The organism is Actinoplanes sp. NBRC 101535, from assembly GCF_030269225.1.
GTDB lineage: Bacteria > Actinomycetota > Actinomycetes > Mycobacteriales > Micromonosporaceae > Actinoplanes > Actinoplanes rectilineatus.
Genome location: NZ_BSSY01000008.1, coordinates 332,447 through 349,217 on the forward strand (window position 1 = coordinate 332,447; position 16,771 = coordinate 349,217).

The following is a 16,771-nucleotide window of genomic DNA, read 5'->3' on the forward strand; positions in this document are numbered from 1 at the left end:
GGGCCCGCCGTCGCCGATGGGGGAGGAGTGATCGGGGTCAGCAGGCTCGCCGCGGCGTTCGCCCTGGCGTCGCTGGGACTGCTCGGTGGCTGCCAGCGGGTGCCGGAACCGGACCGGAAGCCACCCACCGCCGTGCTGCTGATGGCCGGCCGTCAGATCCCGTTCGTCCGGGACATGGCCCGGGGATTCGGGTACGGGGTGACCGAGATCGGTGGCGTGGAGATCGCGCAGATCGGTCCCGAGTCCGACGACAGCATGCAGCAGCTGCGCAACTTCCAGCGGTACCGCGACGGCGAGCACGGCTCGGTCGCGTTCTTCACCCTGGCCCCGGAACTGTTCGCCGACTCCCTGCACCAGGCCGCCGAGGCGGGCACCCCGCTGATGGCGCTGCACTCGCTGCCGTCGGTCGGCTCCGGTGTCGGCCTGTACGTCGGCCCGGACAACACGGCGCTCGGTACGAGACTGGCCGCCGCGGTCGCCCGGCGGATCCCGGACGCCGCCACCGGCGTGGTGGTGATCGGCTCGCCGTCGCCCGGGGTGGAGGTGCTCGACGACCGGGTGGCCGGGGTCCGCGCCGAGATGGAACGTCTGCGGCCCGACCTGACCGTGATCGGGCCGTTCGACACCAAGCAGGACGTGGAGGGCAACCTGCGTGCCTGGACCGTCCTGCAGAAGGCGAACCCCGGTGCGGTGGCCTACATCGGCGTCGCCGGCCAGGACAGTCTCAGCCTCGCCAAGCTGCGCCGGCCCGGCATCGCCCGGACCGACGGGGCGATGGGCATCGGTGACCTGGCCTTGGAGGAGGCCCGGCAGGGTGGTCTGGTGCTGGCCTCCACCGAGCCGTTCCTGATCGGCTGGCTGGCCGGGGTGGTGCAGGCGCGCAGCTCCCGGTACGGCACCCCGCTGCCGGAGGGCTGGCTGGAGACGCCGACCGTGATCGTGGACGAGGCCAACGCCTCGGAGATCATCGCCCGGCAGCAGACCGAGCAGTCGCGGCTGGACTGGTTCCGGCGACAGGGCCGGGAGATGGCGGACCACACCGACGAGCATCTGCGCCCGCTGGACGAGGCTAGTTGACGCCCATCGACTCGGCGACCCTGCGGCCGTTCGCCACGGCGTCCGTCCAGGCCGTGGCCCGGTCCTTGCGGCCCGACTCGTACTCGCCGAGCTGCTCGACGAACGCCTGGTGGATCTCGGTGTCGGCGGGCGCCTCGTACACCCGGTGGGCCTTGCGGGCCGACGCGGCGAAGACCTCGACCGTCTTCTGATCGCCGAAGAAGGCGTCCGCCGTGGTCAGGGCGGTGGTGTCGTACGCCGCCGTGGCCGCCGGGAACAGCGCCGCGTCGGTGAACGCCGCGGCCTGGTTCTCCGGTGACAGGATCCATCGGATGATCTCGAAGGACAGCTCGTGACCGGTGCCGGCCTGCGGGATCGCCAGGAACGAGCCGCCGTAGTTCGCGCCGGTCGTCGCGCCGCCGGCCACGCCCCACTTCCCGGCGGTGTCCGGGGCTGCGGTCTTGATGTCGTACCCCAGCCAGGCCGCGCCCAGAGCGGTGGCCACCGTCCCGTCGGCCAGCGCCTTCTGCCAGGCGTCCTGGTCTTCGGTGTGGATGCGGGCGGTCAGGCCCTCGTCGATCAGCCGTACCGACAGGTCCCAGGACTCCTGGATGTGTGCGCCGGCCCCGATGTAGTGGTTGCCCTCGTCGACGAAGCGCTGGGTGCCCTGGCAGATCAGGATGGTGAACAGCTCGGCGCCGTTGCGGGTGAACCCGACCTTCGGCAGCTTGTCGTGCAGTTGAGCGCCGGCCGCGAAGAACCCGTCCCAGTCGGCCATCTTCGCGCTCAGTTCCGCCACGCCGGTGGGCAGGCCGGCCGCGGCGAACAGGTCGGAACGGTAGTAGGTGGCGGTCGGGCCGATGTCGATCGGGAAGCCGATCAGCCGGCTGTCCGGCGCGCTGGCCTGGTCCCACTTCCAGGAGGCGTACTGGCTGGTCACCTCGTCGGCGCCGAGGTCGTGCAGGTCGGCGAAGAGGTCGGCGCGGGGGAGCAGCGAGGCGATGTCCTCGCCCTTGATGCCGACGATGCCGGGCAGGTCACCGCCCTGGGCGAGCAGGTCGGCGAGCTGCGGGCGGTAGTCGCCCTCGATCACCCTGGTCTCCAGCCGGGTGCGGCTGGCGAACTGTTCGGCGGCGGCGGTCACCACGGCGGTGCTGAGGCCGCCCGGCCAGGTCCACAGCACGGTGTCCGGAGTGCCGGCGGCGGTGGTCTCCTCGCTCGCACACCCGGTGAGGGTCGCGGCGGCGCCGGCCAGACTCAGCCGGAGCACGTTCCGGCGCGACATATGCGGCAAAACGTCCTCCCTCGCCGTGGCCACGGTAACACCGGAGGCCGTTCCGGCCGGGGTGAACGCCACGTGCCGGGAAAGGCTCCGGGCACACGACGGCCCGGTGGGATTCGGGTCCCACCGGGCCGGTGTCCGTGCTCAGAAACGCGGGTTGGCGTCCTGCACCGAACGGATCTGCAGGAGAGCGGCGATGCGCCCGATGACGGGCCGCGCCTCGATGTGCAGCCGGGCGACGTTCAGGGTGCCGTCGCCGATCACCGCCAGCAGGGCGAGCTCGCCGACCGCGTACACGGCCAGGGATCCACCCAGGTTGCGGATGGTCACTTCGGAGAACTGGCCCTGTCCGAGCGCGTTACCGCAGGTACGGCTGATGCCGTGGGCGCCGGCGGCCAGCGCCGCGATGTCGTGCGGGCGGACACCCTCCAGGACGTCGTCGAGGACGAGGAGTCCGTCGACCCCGCCGAGGACGGTCCCCAGGACGCCGGGCACCTGCTGCCGCAGCGAGGCCATCTCGAAACGGACGGCCTGGAACGGGTCGGTGGAGGCGTTCTGCACTGCTGGCTCCGTAACGTCAGTGTTCATGGTGCGATCAGCCGGTGACTACGTCGCTCAGAAGTCGAGCTCGGCCTCGATCTTGCGGAGCTGGTGCCGGGCGAGACCCAGGTTGGCCTGGCTCTTGTTGAGGGCGAGGTAGAGGAAGAGCGCCTCGCCGCTGCGCCGGCCCTGGAGCAGGCGGATCAGGTGGTACTGCGAGTCGAGCGTGATCAGGATGTCCTCGATGCCGTCCTGCAGGCCCAGCATCTCGAGGGTGCGCACCTTGGCGCGGATCACGTCGGTGTTGCCGGCCGCCGCGATGTTCATGTCCATGATCGCGCCGCCACCCATGACGCCCAGGGTGAGGCCGCTGGTGTAGTCCACCAGAGCGACGCCGATGGCGCCGGAGATGCTCATCGCCTCCTTGAGGGAGATGTCGATGCCAGCCATGATTCCTCCGTTGTTCTCGAGCATCCCGCCCGTCACCTACGCATGACAGACGAGCGGCCCCGTGAAAGGGGCCTGCGGCAAGGCTCGCACGCCCGGGTTTGCTTGAACACTCAAGTGAGCCGAAATCGGGCATGATCCATCCGAAGATCGTCTTCTACGGACGATTTGCCCACGCTTTGTCATCCGATCGCCGACTTTTTCACCCTCTTGGATGTTGATCGCAGACGCGATTTCGAGTAGTGATTCGGCAACTCAATGTGAAGATCCTGCTAGGTGTGTTCATCTTCGCGCAACCACAATCCCGCTACCTGGACAAACGCCGGAACCGTCGGTGCCAGTTCTGAGATCAGCACATCGCGCTTTCCGCAACCCCGCGATTCGCCCACTCGGCGAGGATCCGGGCGTTTCCTCAGGGGTACGCGTCACTGCGGTGCCGTTCGTTCCCCGTGCTTTTCGCGTACGCCGGGAAAGGCGTCAGCGAGCCGCCCAGAGCAACCCGCGCTCGGTCATCGCCCAGGTCTCCGGTCGCAGGAGGTCCTCGGGGGCGTGTCCGAGAGTGTTCACGAAGACGCGGCCTTGGCCGAAGCGGCGTTTCCAGACCACCGGCATCACCGCTCCGGCGGTCTCCGGAGCGCCGTGATCGCCGGTGAAGGTGGTGGTGGCGAGCACGTCGAGGGTGGGGTCCACGTGGCAGAAGTACTGCTCCGTGTGGACCGCGAAGGACGTGACGCCCGCGGTGACCGGGTCGTCGCCGGTCACGTCGACGGTGTGGTCGACCATTCCGCCGGGATGGCAGACGAACCGGCCGCCGACCATGTACTGATATCTCGCGGCCTCGTAACCCATCGCCAGGACGCCGCCGTGCCAGCCGGCGAAGCCCGCACCCGCGCCGACGTGCGCGACCAGGCCCTCCTCCTGGGCGGGCGTGAGCGATCCGCGGGTCCAGCACTGCACGATCAGGCCGACGCCGTCGAGGGCGGCGGGGTCGGTGTAGACGTCCAGGGAATCCGAGATCACGACCTCGAGGCCGTGATCGGTGAGGGAGGAACGGAACAGATCGGTGCAGGCGACCGGTTGGTGCCCTTCCCAGCCGCCACGGACGATCAGAGCTTTCATGTCCGAACACCCTAGAACAAAATCGCTCACTTTTACTTGATCGTATGAATTCCGCTGAGACAATGGTCGTTGATCTTGGTAAGACCGGCACCGATCGTGGGGAGAGCCTGTGTCCCGCTACTTGACTGACTTCGCCCGCCCGTCCGGCACGCTGCCCCCGAGGGCTGACATGTCGTCCGACGCGCCGGTCCTGACGCTCGACGGGACGTGGCGCTTCCATCTCGCGCCGAGCATCGCCGAAGCACCGGACGGCTTCCACGCGACCGACTACGACGACTCCGGCTGGACCGACCTGCCGGTGCCGTCGAACTGGCCGATGCACGGTCACGGCAAACCCGCCTACACGAACGTGGTCTACCCCTTCCCGATCGACCCGCCCAACGTGCCGACCGAGAACCCGACCGGCGATCACCGCGTCACCTTCACCGTCCCCGCGGACTGGTCCGGCCAGCGCGCCGTGATCCGTTTCGACGGGGTGGACTCGTGCGGCGTGGTCTGGCTCAACGGCGTCCAGCTGGGCGTCACGTACGGCAGCCGGCTGCCCGCCGAGTTCGACATCACCGCCGCACTGCGCCCGGGCGCCGAGAACGTCCTCGCGGTCCGGGTGCACCAGTGGTCCTCCGGCAGCTACCTCGAGGACCAGGACATGTGGTGGCTGCCCGGCATCTTCCGCAGCGTCACCGTGCGCCTGCGGCCGGCCGGCGGCATCGACGACCTGTTCCTGCACGCCGACTACGACCACACCACGGGCACCGGCACCCTGCTCGTCGACGGCCCCGAGGACGCCGTGGTCAGCGTGCCCGCACTGGGCCTGACCGGACTCGCCACCGGCGTCACCCACCAGGTCGGCGAGGTCCGCCCGTGGTCACCCGAGGACCCGGCACTGTACGACGTGCTGGTCGCCACCGACGCCGAGACCGTGTCGCTGCGCGCCGGGTTCCGGACCGTGAAGATCGTCGACGGCATCCTGACCGTCAACGGCAGGCGCATCCAGATCCACGGCGTGAACCGCCACGAACACCACCCGGACACCGGCCGCGTCGTGCCACTGGACGTCGTCCGCGCCGAACTCGAACTGATGAAGCGGCACCACGTCAACGCGGTCCGCACCAGCCACTACCCGCCGGACCCGCGGGTGCTGGACCTCTTCGACGAACTCGGCTTCTGGGTGATCGACGAGTGCGACCTGGAGACCCACGGGTTCGAGTTCGTCGGCTGGCGCGACAACCCGTCGGACGATCCGCGGTGGCGTGACGCGTACCTGGACCGGATCTCCCGCATGATCGAGCGGGACAAGAACCACCCGAGCGTCATCCTGTGGTCGCTGGGCAACGAGGCGGGTACCGGCCGCAACCTGGCGGCGATGGCGAACTGGTCACGCGACCGGGACCCGTCGCGACCGGTGCACTACGAGGGTGACCACGCCTGCGAGTACGTGGACGTCTACAGCCGGATGTACGCGGACCACGCCGAGAGCACCCTCATCGGCCGCGGAGAGGACCCGTCCGGGCACCGGCGGTCGCTGCCGTACATCCTCTGCGAGTTCGCGCACGCCATGGGCAACGGGCCCGGCGGCATGCTGGAGTACCGGGAGATCTTCGACAGGTACCCGCGGGCGCAGGGCGGCTTCATCTGGGAGTGGCTGGACCACGGGATCCGGCAGGACGGTTTCTACGCCTACGGTGGCGACTTCGGGGAGCCGCTGCACGACGGCAACTTCGTCATCGACGGCCTGGTGTTCCCGGACCGGACACCCTCTCCCGGCCTGACGGAGTTCGCCGCGGTGTTCGCGCCGGTACTGATCGGCGTCCATCCCGACAAAGTGGACGTCAAGAATACCTACACCTACCGTGACCTCGGGCATGTCGCGCTCGCGTGGTCACTGGGGGACAGGTCGGGTGTGGTCGCGTCGGGCACGCTCAGCCTGCCGCCGGTGCCCGCCGGTACGTCCGCCGAGATCCCGCTGAAGGATCTGCCCCTGCCCTCCGGGCCCGCCTCCGAGACCTGGCTGACCGTCACGGCCACCGCGGCCAAGGCACTGCCCGGGGTGCCGGCCGGACTGGTACTCGGCGCCGGCCAGGCCGTCGTTCACGAACCTGCCCCGGTCGTGCGCTCCACCCCGGTCCCGGCCGACGGCCTCCGCCTGGGCTCCGCCGTCTTCGAGCCGGTACACGGCCGACTGGTCAAACTCGGCGACCTGGAACTCGACGGTCCGCGGCCGCACATCTGGCGGGCACCGACCGACAACGACCGGATGGACGACCGCGGCACCGGCAGCCTCCTGCGCTCCTGGAAGGAAGCCGGCCTGCACCGGATGCGGGAACGCCTCGTCGCGATCACCCCGTCGGCCGACGGCCTGCAGGTGGAGTCCCGGTTCGCCCCGGCCGGCACGAACGTCGGCTTCACCAGCACGGTGCGGTGGACGTACGCGGACGACGCCCTGCACGCCACATGGCGTCTCGTCGCCGACGAACGGTGGACGCTGACGCTGCCCCGCATCGGCGTGCGGCTGGCCCTGCCCGGATCGCTGACCTCGGTGTCCTGGTTCGGCCGGGGACCCGGGGAGGCGTACTCGGACTCGATCCAGGCCGCGCTGGTCGGGGCGTGGACGTCGACGGTCGACGACCTGCAGACCCCCTACGTCTATCCGCAGGAGAACGGCCACCGGGCCGACGTCCGGAACCTCACCCTGCGAGACGCGTCAGGAGCCGGACTCGAAGTGCTGGGCGGGCCGTCGTTCGGGTTCACCGCCCGCAACCACACCGACGAGGACCTCGAGGAGGCGGGCCGGCGTACCCGCATCCCGGCCCGGGACCAGGTGTTCGTCAACCTGGACCTGGCTCAGCGGGGTCTGGGCACCGCATCCTGCGGGACGGGGCCGCTGCCGCCGTACATCCTCACGGCGGGCGACCACGTCCTGAACTTCACGCTCCGCGCACTGCGGTGAGCTGAGGCGGGATCTCCGGGGAGGCCGGGCGGTGCACACCGCCCGGCCTCTTCGGCGTTCCGGGCGATGGTGTGCCTCTCTCCAACTCCAAGCTATAGCAGGGTCGGGGGCTTGTGGCAAGACCCGGGTGAGGGCGCAAAATCGCTGCTCGTGAGCGATGTCGAAGCTTCGGGGGCTACCAGAACCATGCTTTCCACCCATGACGGCGCGTCCGCCTCGCCCGCCGCTCCGGACGGCGCGTCCGCCTCGCCCGCCGCTCCGGACGGCGTTTTCGCGTTGTCCGCGGCGTCGTCGGACAAGGCCGGGCCGGCGCTGATCGCGGCCGACGAACGGCACTTCGCGGCCGTCGCGGCGAGCACGGCCCGGTCCATCGCGGAACTGGAGTCACGGCTCGACGCCGAACGGCGCGCCGAGGGCGGGATCGGGCAGCAGGCGCTCGACCGGGACCAGGCCGTCCACCGGATCAGCGCGCGGCTGCGTACCCTGCGACGATTCAGCCTCGACCTCTGCCTCGGCCACATGGTCGCGGCAGACGGCGGGGCGACGGTGTACGTCGGGCGGATCGGGCTGACCGACGACGCGGGGGAGCGGCTGCTGATCGACTGGCGGTCACCGGCGGCGGCGCCGTTCTTCGGGGCGACGCACGCCGACCCGATGGGGCTGGCCAGCCGGCGGCGGTACCGGTGGACCCGGGGAAGGATCACCGACTACTGGGACGAGGTGTTCACCCCGGAAGGCCTGGACGGACGGGCCGCGCTCGACGACCAGTCGGCGTTCCTCGCGAGTCTCGGTGGCGCACGATCGGAGCGCATGCGCGACGTGCTCGGCACCATTCAGGCCGACCAGGACGCGATCATCCGGGCCGGGTCGCGGGGCGCGCTGGTCGTGGACGGCGGCCCGGGTACCGGCAAGACCGTCGTGGCATTGCACCGGACGGCGTACCTGCTGTACTCCGACCCGCGGCTGGGACACCGGCGGGGCGGGGTCCTGGTCGTCGGCCCGCACCAGCCCTATCTGGCGTACGTCGCGGACGTCCTGCCCGGCCTGGGCGAGGACGACGTGCGGACCTGCACGGTACGTGACCTGGTGGCCGAGGGCGCCGGAGCGGCACCCGAGCCGGATCCGGAGGTCGCCCGGCTGAAGTCGTCGGTGCGGATGGTCGCGGCGATCGAGGCGGCGATCCGGTTCCACGAGCAGCCGCCCGCCGGAACGACGGTGGCCGCCGAGGACGCCGAGGTGCACGTGACCTCCCGGGACTGGGCGGAGGCGTTCGAGGCAGCGGCCGGCCTGCCGCACAACGAGGCCCGCGAGCAGATCGAGGAGGAGTTGTCCGCGATCCTGGCGGAACGGCCGGGCCGGGAACTCCCCACCGCGCTGCACCGTTCGGGCCACGCCGCGGGCCGGGAACTCCGCGCCGCGCTGCACCGCGCCTGGCCCCTGCTGGAAGCGGCGGACGTCGTCGCCGACCTGTGGTCCGTTCCCGCCTACCTGCGGCGCTGCGCGCCCTGGCTCAGCACCGACGAGATCCGCCTGCTGCAGCGGGCCGACCCGTACGCCTGGACCGTCGAGGACCTGCCGCTTCTCGACGCGGCCCGGCACCGCCTCGGCGACCCGGACGCGGCCGGCCGGGAACGTCGCCGGGCCGCCGCCGCAACGGCCGAACGGGAGCGCATGACCCGCGTGGTCGACGACCTGATCGCGGTCGCCGACGACGCCTACAGCACCGGGCTGGTCACCATGCTCCGCGGCGAGGACTTCCACGATGCCCTGGTCGACGAGGCGGCGTTGCGGCCGGCGGTGACCGACAGCCTGGCCGGGCCGTTCGCGCACATCGTGGTGGACGAGGCACAGGAACTCTCCGACGCCGCATGGCGGATGCTGGTGGCGCGGTGCCCGTCGCGGAGTTTCACCATCGTCGGCGACCGGGCCCAGGCGCGGCACGGCTTCGCCGAGTCGTGGACGGAGCGCCTGGACCGGGTCGGCGTGGACCGGGTCACGATCGCGCCGCTGACCGTCAACTACCGGACGCCGGCCGAGGTGATGGCCGAGGCCGAACCGGTGATCCGGGCCGTGCTGCCGGACGCGAACGTGCCCACCTCCATCCGGAGCAGCGGCATCCCGGTCCGGCACGGCCCCGCCGGTGAACTGGAGTCGATCCTGGACACCTGGCTGGCCGAGAACGATCAGGGCGTGGCGTGCGTGATCGGTGCCGGCGAGCTTCCCGGCGGCCTGTTCGGCGGCGAGCTTCCCGGCGGCGGTGGTCCCGGCCGGGACCGGGTCCGGTCGTTGACCCCGGAGCTGGCGAAAGGGCTGGAGTTCGACCTGGTCGTGCTCCTCGAGGACACGATCGACGACGCGGTGGACCGTTACGTCGCGATGACCCGCGCCACGAAGCAGCTGGTGATCCTGCGGGACCGGTGACGATGCCGTACGGGAACACCGCGACGGTCGACGGCGGCGTTCGGTCCGGGCGGGACTGTGCGGGGTCGATGAGGACGCCGTGCCGCAATGATGAGGACGCCGTGCCGGAATACTGCGGCGGGTTGATGACGGGGCTCGATCCGAGCGGGATGCTGAGGGGTATGCATGGGCTGATGGTGGTGGCCGCCGACGACGATGTCCGGGGCCTGCTCGCGTCCCGTCTGAGCCTGGCCGGTTACGCGGTGTCCGCGGCCGCGACCGGGGCGGAGGCGGTGCGGATGTTGGACGACCGGCCGGTCGACCTGATCGTGGTGGACCTGGACATACCCGATCTCCACCAGCTGGCCCGCAACCGGCCGGTGCTCACCGACCGGCCATCGGTGCTGGCCGTGGCCGAGTGCGCGATCCTCGAGACGGTGCTGCCGGAGCTGGGCACGACGGTCGGCGACTACGTGACCAAGCCGTGCCGGGTGACGGAGCTGCTGGCCCGGGTGCGGGTGCTGCTGCGGGGGCGCCGGAACACCGTGTTGCGTCACGACGACCTGCTGCTCAACGAGGTGGTCTGTCAGGCGTGGCGTGGTGAGCGGCTGCTCGGTGTGACCCCGGCGGAATACCGTCTGTTGCGCCATCTGCTGTTGAACGCCGGGCGGGTGCTGTCGAAGGACCAGCTGGCCCTGGAGGTGTGGAACGAGCCGCGCGAGGTCAACGCGATCGAACGGCTGGTGTCGCGGCTGCGCGGCAAGGTCGACGTCTCCGGCCCGCCGCTGATCCACACGCTCCGCGGCTTCGGATACCGATTGGGGTGACCTGGGTCACGTCAGGGTTCTGTCAGGTTCGTGTCCGGGTCGCGTCAGATCGGTTTGTTGGCATGGGTTCATGACAGAAGCCCCTTATTACCCGATGCAGCGCGAATCGCGGTGTCCGTTCGCCCCCGCCCCCGAGGTGCGCGCCATGCCGCCGGTCGCCCGGGTGCGGATCTGGGACGACAGCACACCGTGGTTCATCACCCGGCACGCCGACCAGCGGGCCCTGCTCAACGACCCGCGGCTGAGCATCGACGAGAAGCTCGACGGGTACCCGCACATGACCGCGGGCCGGGCCGCCGCCGCACCGCACATCCCGTCGCTGATCACCAACACCGACCCGCCCGAGCACACCCGGCTGCGGCGCACCGTCAACGGCCCGTTCATGGTCAAACGGGTGGAGGCGTTGCGCCCGCGCATCCTCGAGGTCATCGGCTCCCTCGTCGACGAGATGCTTGCCGGACCGAACCCGGCCGACCTCGTCCAGGCGATCGGCCTGCCCGTGCCCACGCTGGTGATCACGCAGATCCTCGGTGTGCCGTATGCCGACCACAAGTTCTTCCAGGAGTCGAGCAGCAAGGCGATCAGCCACGAGACCGCCCCGGAGGAGGCGGCCGCGGCGGGACAGGCTCTGGGCGCGTACCTCAGCGATCTGCTCGTGGCGAAGATGGCCGACCCCGCCGACGACGTGCTGTCCGAAATGGGCCAGCGGGTCAAGGCCGGCGAGATGAGCCACGCCGAGGCCGTCACGATGGGCAGTGCCATCTTGATCGCCGGGCACGAGACCAGCGCCAGCATGATCTCGCTCGGCACGCTGGCCCTGCTGACGAACCCGGACCAGCTCGCCCTGCTGCGCGAGAACAGTGACGACCCGAAGTTCGTCTCCGCCGCGGTCGAGGAGATCCTGCGGTACCTGACCATCGTGCACACCGGCGTGCGCCGCATCGCCGTCGAGGACATCGAACTGCACGGCGAGACGATCCGTGCCGGCGACGGCGTCATCTTCGACCTGTCCGGCGCCAACTGGGACCCCGCGGAGTTCCCCGAGCCCGACCGTCTCGACCTGACCCGGGCTGCCCGCTCGCACCACGCCTTCGGTTACGGCGTGCACCAGTGCCTCGGTCAGTCGCTGGCCCGCGTCGAGCTCCAGGTCGTTTACGGCACGTTGTATCGCCGGATCCCGACCCTGGCCCTCGCGGTGCCGGCCGACCAGGTCGAGTTCGCGATGGAAGGCGTCGCTTACGGCCTCAAATCCCTCCCGGTCACCTGGTGAACCCGCTCTCTTGAAGGAGAAGACATGCGCGTGGAACTCGACGAGCCGAAATGCGTCGCGGCCGGTCAGTGTGTGATGGTCGCGCCCGACCTCTTCGACCAGCGAGACGACGACGGGGTGGCGGTGGTGCTGAACTCATCTCCGGCTCCTGATCAAGAGGACGAGGCCCGGGAGGCCGCGGCGGTGTGCCCGGCGGCGGCGATCCGGCTGGTGCAGGCGTGAATCGGATCGTCGTGGTCGGAGCGTCCGCGGCCGGACTGGCCGCGGTCGAAACGCTACGCCGGGAAGGCTTCACCGGAACACTGACTTTGGTAGGGGACGAACCCCTACTTCCGTATGACCGGCCGCCGTTGTCCAAACAGATACTGTCGGGCGACTGGGAGCCGGAGCGGGTGGCGCTGCGGTCGTCGGCCGACATCGGCGCGCTCGGGCTGGATCTGCGATTGGGGGTGGCGGCGACCGGTTTGGATCAGGCTAGGCGGGTGGTCACCCTCGCCGACGGCACTGAGGTGCCTTACGACGGCTTGGTGGTGGCAACCGGCGTGCGGCCCAGGTCGCTCTCCGGGGGTTCTTCTTTGCGTACGCTCGACGAGGCTCTCGACCTGCGAAAGAGGCTGACGCCCGCTCGCGAACTGGTGGTGGTCGGTGCCGGGTTCCTCGGGGCGGAGTGCGCGGCGGTCGCGCGTGCCCTGGGCTGCCGGGTGACGCTGCTCGAGCCGGCCCCGGTGCCGCTCGCTCACGCGGTGGGCGAGCCCATCGGGCGGATGCTGTCCGACGTGCACCGCGACAACGGGGTGGATCTGCGCACCGGGGTGGCGGTGTCCGAGGTGGTCGACGGCGGTGTGCTGCTCGCCGACGGCACCCTGGTCGCCGGCGACGAGGTGGTGGTGGCGATCGGCTCGCACCCGAACACCGAGTGGCTGGCCGGCAGTGGCCTGACCGTGGACGACGGCGTGGTGTGCGACGAGTTCTGCGCCGCAGCCCCGGGGGTGTATGCGGCCGGCGACGTGGCCCGCTGGCACAACCCGCTGTTCGGGGTGTCGATGCGCATCGAGCACCGGACGAACGCCGCGGAACAGGCGATGGCCGCCGCCCGCAACCTGCTGCACCCCGAGGCGGCGAAACCGTTCGCCCCGGTGCCGTACTTCTGGTCCGACCAATACGACCTGAAGATCCACGCATACGGTTACCTCCGTGGCCACGACACCGTCGAGGTCGTCGAGGGGGACTTGCAGCAGCGCCGTTTTCTGGCCGCCTACTACAAGGACGGTCGGCTCGTCGGTGCCCTCGCCGTCGGCATGCCACCGAAGGCGATCCGCCCGTGGCGCAAGGCCATCATCGAAGCCGGCACTCCGGCTGGGCCCGGCAGTTCGGCTGGGCCCGGTGCTTCGGCTGGGCCCGGTGCTCCGGCTGGACCCGGCACTCCAGCCGGACCCGGTGACGTGGCGAGGATCGGCACTCCGCCTGGGGCGGCTGTCGGGCCGCGCGGCTTCGAAAGCGAGTCCGCGGCTGTTGTCCAGTCCGAAGCGGATGCCGGGCAGGCCGGACCCGATGGCGTGACTGGGACGGCTGCTGAGTCCGAGGCGGCCGGCGTACAACGTGGGGGTGTGGCGTGAGCGACGTTGTCGTGATCACCGGGGCCGGCGGGATGGGCGTCGCCGTGGCGCGGCGGCTCGGCAGTGGGCGGCAGCTGCTGCTTGCTGACGCCTCCGTGGCACGGCTTGACCAGGTGGTGGCGGAACTGCGGGCGGACGGGCATACCGTCACCGGGCAGTTGACCGACGTCTCCGACCCCGAGTCGGTTGGCCGGCTCGCGGCTGCAGCTGCGCAAGCCGCAGGCGGGGGACGGGTTGCCGCGATCGTGCATACGGCGGGTGTCTCGGCGGCCACGTCCAGCGTCGAGACCATCATGAAGGTGGACCTGGCGGGGACCGCCTACGTCATCGACGCGATGGAGGCGGTTGCCGGGCCGGGTACGTCCATGGTCTGCGTCGCCAGCATGGCGGGGCACTATGCACAGCTGTCGGCGGAGGACGAGCGGGGGCTGGCTTCTACGCCGAGTGCCGACCTGCTGTCGTTGCCGGTGGTGACGTCGGCTCCGGATGATGCGACCGGGGCCTACATCATTGCTAAACGGGCCAACCAGGTGCGGGTGCAGGCCGCCGCCCTCGCCTGGAACCGCCGGGGTGCGCGGATCAACACGATCAGCCCCGGGGTGATCGCCACCGCCATGTCGCGGGCCGAGGCCGAATCCTCGTCCGGCCATCACATGCTGGCGATGCTCGACGCGTGCGGCGCGGGCCGGTCCGGGACGCCGTCCGAGATCGCCGAGGCGGCGGCTTTCCTGACCGGGCCTTCCTCGCTGTACGTCACCGGCACCGATCTGCTGATCGACGGCGGGCAGGCGGCCTGGATCCGGCACCACCGGACCGCCTGACCCCACACGTGGTGGGCCGGACGATCCTGGCCACGTGGCGGGCCGGATGATTTTGGCCCACCACACCGTCTGCCCGCGTGCGGCGAGTCTGGGCGATCCGGGCTCTCGTAGCGTTGGATCGCTGATCGCTGCCCGCTGCTCGTTTTGTCCGCTGCCCGCTTCGTGCGTCGGCGTAGTGCAGGCAGCCGTGGCCTCCGCGGGGCTGCCGCCGTGATCGAAGTGAGTTGAGTGGGAGGACGGCCATCCGGCCGTCGCTCACGGTTCGTCAGCGAGTCGAAGGCGACCCTGGTCGACGGCTGGGTGATGCCGGGCCGTCGTTGGCGGCTGGTTTTCGCTCTCTGGGCAGCCGTGGTCGACGGCTCGGTCGTCACAGCCGTCGCTTATGGCCCGCCCGCGAGCCGAAAGCGACCGCGGGCGACGGCCGGCGGCTCCAAGCCGTCGTCACTGGTTCCGAGCCGTCGTCAGTGGTTCCCTGGCCGTCGCCAGTGGTTCCAAGCCGTCGTCAGCGGTTCCAGGCCCCGTCAGTGGCGCCAAGCCGTTGTCGATGGTCGGCCGGTGGGTGTTGCGGGCAGAGCCGTGGGCAACGGCCGGGTAACGGCTCGACTTCTGCGCTGCAGCCATGACACGACGGCGGACCTGCTCGCGGAGTAGCTCGGCTCCCACCAGGCCAGCCGTCACCCACGGCTCTCCGGGGCGCCTTGTCACCCGCGGCACGGTGTTGATCGAACGCCCGCCGGCCTTCTGCGGGTTGAGCGCCAGGAAACCGCGGATTGGCGGCAGGCGATCGATCAACTACGACGTACCTACCCGCCTGCCGATCTTCGCAGGACAACCCGCAACGACGGCCGGGCCGGCCCGATGCCACTCAGCCCTGTGTTGATCAAGAGTCGGATCAGGGGCTTTGCCGCGGTTGTCTAGGCACCTAATCGCAGTCAGGGTCTGCCTCTGTGGTGATTTCGGGCGCTCAGCACGCCCGTATTCACCACGCCCACAACAGCGTGGTGATTTGGGGCGCTCAGCACGCCCGTATTCACCACGCCCACAACAGCGTGGTGATTTGGGGCGTCCAGCGCGCCCGTATTCACCACACCACCAGGGGTGTGGTGAATTGGGGCGTCCAGCGCGCCCGAAATCACCACGCGGATGGGCTTCGCAGCCTGACCACGAAACGGGTCGAGCGGGCCGGGTCAGCAGGACGGGGTGCGCGGCGAGTCGGCGTGCATCGCCTGCTCGATGTAGCGGCTCAGGTGCGGGGCGGCCCGGCTCACCAGCGTGCGGCCGATCTCCTCCAACTGCTGGACCTGCTCCTGGGTGAGCACGTCGAAGACCAGTCGGCGGACCTCGCGGACGTGACCGGGTGCCGCCGCGACGACCGCCTCCATCCCCTCGTCGGTGAGGACGGCCTCGACGCAGCGGGCCTCGTGGCCGTCGCTGTTGCGGCGGCGGACCCAGCCCTGGCGTTCCAGGCGGGTCACCGCGTGCGACAGACGGGACAGCGAACCGGAGGCGAAGTGTGCCAGGTCGCTCATCCGGACGCTGCGGGTCTCGGACTGGGACAGCGAGGCCAGGATCGTGTACTCGAACGAGTTCAGCCCGGAGTCCCGTTTGAGCTGGGCGTCGACGGCGGCGGGCAGGGTCGTCAGCAGGGAGTGCAGGGCCACCCAGGCATGGCGTTCACAGGCCTCGAGCCAGGGGACGTCATCTGTGGGATCGCTCACGAGTGAGGACGATACCCGATCAGCGACTTGAACATTCAACCCGAGTGGTGGCACTCTCGTGTTGAACATTCAAGTCCCCAGCTCCTGAGGAGTTTTCATGGCCGTACTGCGTATCGACGCCAGCATCCTGGGCCCGCAGTCCGCGAGCAGCGAGCTCGCCGACCTGGTCGAGGCCGAGCTGGGCGGTGCCCCGGTCGTGCGCCGCCACCTGGGTGTCGCGCCGCTGCCCGCCGACGCGTGGGCCACCGCCGTCGGTGCCGGCTACACCCCCGCGGACCAGCGCTCCGAGGCCCAGAAGGCGGCCGTCGCCCTGGCCGGCGAACTGGCCGCCGAACTGCGCGACGCCGACGCGGCGATCCTGGCCCTGCCGTTCTACAACTACGGCGTCTCGCAGCACGCCAAGACCTGGATCGACCTGGCCATCGTCGGTGGCGAGCAGGGCGAGAAGCTGCTCGACGGCAAGCCGGTCGTGGTGCTCACCACCCGCGGCGGTGCGTACGGCCCGGGCACCCCGCGTGAGGGCTGGGACCACAACACCGACTTCCTGTGCCGCATCGTCTCCGACATCTGGGGCGGCGAGCTCACCCTGATCGAGCGTGAGTTCACCCTGGTCGGCGTGAACCCGGCGCTTGACGCCTTCACCGACATGGCCGCCGACATGCGCAAGACGGCGCACGAGGCCGCCTCCGCCGCCGGCCGCAGCCTGGCGAAGCGCGCCTGATCGCAGC

General features: G+C 70.4%; 14 protein-coding genes. 9 read left to right on the plus strand and 5 right to left on the minus strand.

Translation table 11 applies throughout. The annotated features are described in order from the left end of the window. The first annotated feature begins 27 nt into the window (after nucleotides 1-27). The gene (locus tag QSK32_RS23790) at nucleotides 28-1,077 is read left to right on the plus strand and encodes a sugar ABC transporter substrate-binding protein (RefSeq protein WP_045741591.1); all 1,050 of its coding nucleotides are present in this window, start codon (nucleotides 28-30) and stop codon (nucleotides 1,075-1,077) included. Here the strand turns inward: QSK32_RS23790 and QSK32_RS23795 are convergent. The 4 genes from QSK32_RS23795 to QSK32_RS23810 form a co-directional block, all read right to left on the minus strand. After that, nucleotides 1,070-2,341, minus strand: a complete 1,272-nt coding sequence (locus QSK32_RS23795; protein ID WP_045741592.1) for an ABC transporter substrate-binding protein — start codon at nucleotides 2,339-2,341, stop codon at nucleotides 1,070-1,072. The two genes, QSK32_RS23790 and QSK32_RS23795, sit on opposite strands and share 8 nt — an antisense overlap. 141 nt (nucleotides 2,342-2,482) lie before the next feature. Beyond that, nucleotides 2,483-2,899 carry a roadblock/LC7 domain-containing protein gene (locus QSK32_RS23800; protein WP_052720293.1) on the minus strand — a complete coding sequence of 139 codons (417 nt, stop codon included), beginning with the start codon at nucleotides 2,897-2,899 and terminating at the stop codon, nucleotides 2,483-2,485. Nucleotides 2,900-2,953: 54 nt separating this feature from the next. Beyond that, nucleotides 2,954-3,328 (minus strand): hypothetical protein, encoded by a 375-nt coding sequence (locus tag QSK32_RS23805; protein ID WP_045741678.1) that lies wholly within the window; start codon nucleotides 3,326-3,328, stop codon nucleotides 2,954-2,956. A gap of 474 nt (nucleotides 3,329-3,802) precedes the next feature. After that, a complete protein-coding gene (locus QSK32_RS23810; protein ID WP_045741594.1) occupies nucleotides 3,803-4,444 on the minus strand; it encodes a ThuA domain-containing protein in 642 nt (213 codons plus the stop codon). 109 nt (nucleotides 4,445-4,553) lie between these two features. On the opposite strand from QSK32_RS23810, the gene QSK32_RS23815 reads away from it, so the two are divergent. The 7 genes from QSK32_RS23815 to QSK32_RS23845 all read left to right on the plus strand — a co-directional run bounded on the left by QSK32_RS23815 (nucleotide 4,554) and on the right by QSK32_RS23845 (nucleotide 14,325). Then, nucleotides 4,554-7,391: a glycoside hydrolase family 2 TIM barrel-domain containing protein gene (locus tag QSK32_RS23815; RefSeq protein WP_285473213.1), complete on the plus strand. Its 2,838-nt coding sequence runs from the start codon at nucleotides 4,554-4,556 to the stop codon at nucleotides 7,389-7,391. Nucleotides 7,392-7,577: 186 nt separating this feature from the next. After that, nucleotides 7,578-9,812 carry an RNA polymerase recycling motor ATPase HelR gene (gene helR, locus QSK32_RS23820; RefSeq protein ID WP_285473214.1) on the plus strand — a complete coding sequence of 745 codons (2,235 nt, stop codon included), beginning with the start codon at nucleotides 7,578-7,580 and terminating at the stop codon, nucleotides 9,810-9,812. Between the two features lie 161 nt (nucleotides 9,813-9,973). Continuing rightward, nucleotides 9,974-10,618 carry a response regulator transcription factor gene (locus QSK32_RS23825; RefSeq protein ID WP_211275330.1) on the plus strand — a complete coding sequence of 215 codons (645 nt, stop codon included), beginning with the start codon at nucleotides 9,974-9,976 and terminating at the stop codon, nucleotides 10,616-10,618. Nucleotides 10,619-10,688: 70 nt separating this feature from the next. Further along, nucleotides 10,689-11,888: a cytochrome P450 gene (locus QSK32_RS23830; protein ID WP_285473215.1), complete on the plus strand. Its 1,200-nt coding sequence runs from the start codon at nucleotides 10,689-10,691 to the stop codon at nucleotides 11,886-11,888. Nucleotides 11,889-11,912: 24 nt separating this feature from the next. Continuing rightward, a complete protein-coding gene (locus QSK32_RS23835) occupies nucleotides 11,913-12,110 on the plus strand; it encodes a ferredoxin (RefSeq protein WP_045741597.1) in 198 nt (65 codons plus the stop codon). A gap of 11 nt (nucleotides 12,111-12,121) precedes the next feature. Further along, complete coding sequence (locus QSK32_RS23840; protein WP_285473286.1) at nucleotides 12,122-13,504, plus strand: NAD(P)/FAD-dependent oxidoreductase; 1,383 nt, start codon at nucleotides 12,122-12,124, stop codon at nucleotides 13,502-13,504. Then, the gene (locus QSK32_RS23845) at nucleotides 13,501-14,325 is read left to right on the plus strand and encodes an SDR family oxidoreductase (protein WP_245673888.1); all 825 of its coding nucleotides are present in this window, start codon (nucleotides 13,501-13,503) and stop codon (nucleotides 14,323-14,325) included. The genes QSK32_RS23840 and QSK32_RS23845 overlap by 4 nt, the downstream gene beginning before the upstream one ends. Nucleotides 14,326-15,512: 1,187 nt before the next feature. Here QSK32_RS23845 and QSK32_RS23850 read toward each other — a convergent pair. After that, complete coding sequence (locus QSK32_RS23850) at nucleotides 15,513-16,043, minus strand: MarR family winged helix-turn-helix transcriptional regulator (protein ID WP_245673889.1); 531 nt, start codon at nucleotides 16,041-16,043, stop codon at nucleotides 15,513-15,515. A gap of 97 nt (nucleotides 16,044-16,140) precedes the next feature. Here QSK32_RS23850 and QSK32_RS23855 point away from each other — a divergent pair, with 97 nt between their 5' ends. Then, nucleotides 16,141-16,764 (plus strand): FMN-dependent NADH-azoreductase, encoded by a 624-nt coding sequence (locus tag QSK32_RS23855; RefSeq protein ID WP_045741599.1) that lies wholly within the window; start codon nucleotides 16,141-16,143, stop codon nucleotides 16,762-16,764. Nucleotides 16,765-16,771: the final 7 nt, after the last annotated feature.

Coding starts and splice junctions, on each gene's coding strand:
- QSK32_RS23810 (WP_045741594.1), bottom strand. CDS start 4,444: ATGAAAGCTCTGATCGTCCGTGGCGGCTGGGAAGGGCACCAACCGGTC.
- QSK32_RS23805 (WP_045741678.1), bottom strand. CDS start 3,328: ATGGCTGGCATCGACATCTCCCTCAAGGAGGCGATGAGCATCTCCGGC.
- QSK32_RS23795 (WP_045741592.1), bottom strand. CDS start 2,341: ATGTCGCGCCGGAACGTGCTCCGGCTGAGTCTGGCCGGCGCCGCCGCG.
- helR (WP_285473214.1), top strand. CDS start 7,578: ATGCTTTCCACCCATGACGGCGCGTCCGCCTCGCCCGCCGCTCCGGAC.
- QSK32_RS23855 (WP_045741599.1), top strand. CDS start 16,141: ATGGCCGTACTGCGTATCGACGCCAGCATCCTGGGCCCGCAGTCCGCG.
- QSK32_RS23830 (WP_285473215.1), top strand. CDS start 10,689: ATGACAGAAGCCCCTTATTACCCGATGCAGCGCGAATCGCGGTGTCCG.
- QSK32_RS23835 (WP_045741597.1), top strand. CDS start 11,913: ATGCGCGTGGAACTCGACGAGCCGAAATGCGTCGCGGCCGGTCAGTGT.
- QSK32_RS23825 (WP_211275330.1), top strand. CDS start 9,974: ATGCATGGGCTGATGGTGGTGGCCGCCGACGACGATGTCCGGGGCCTG.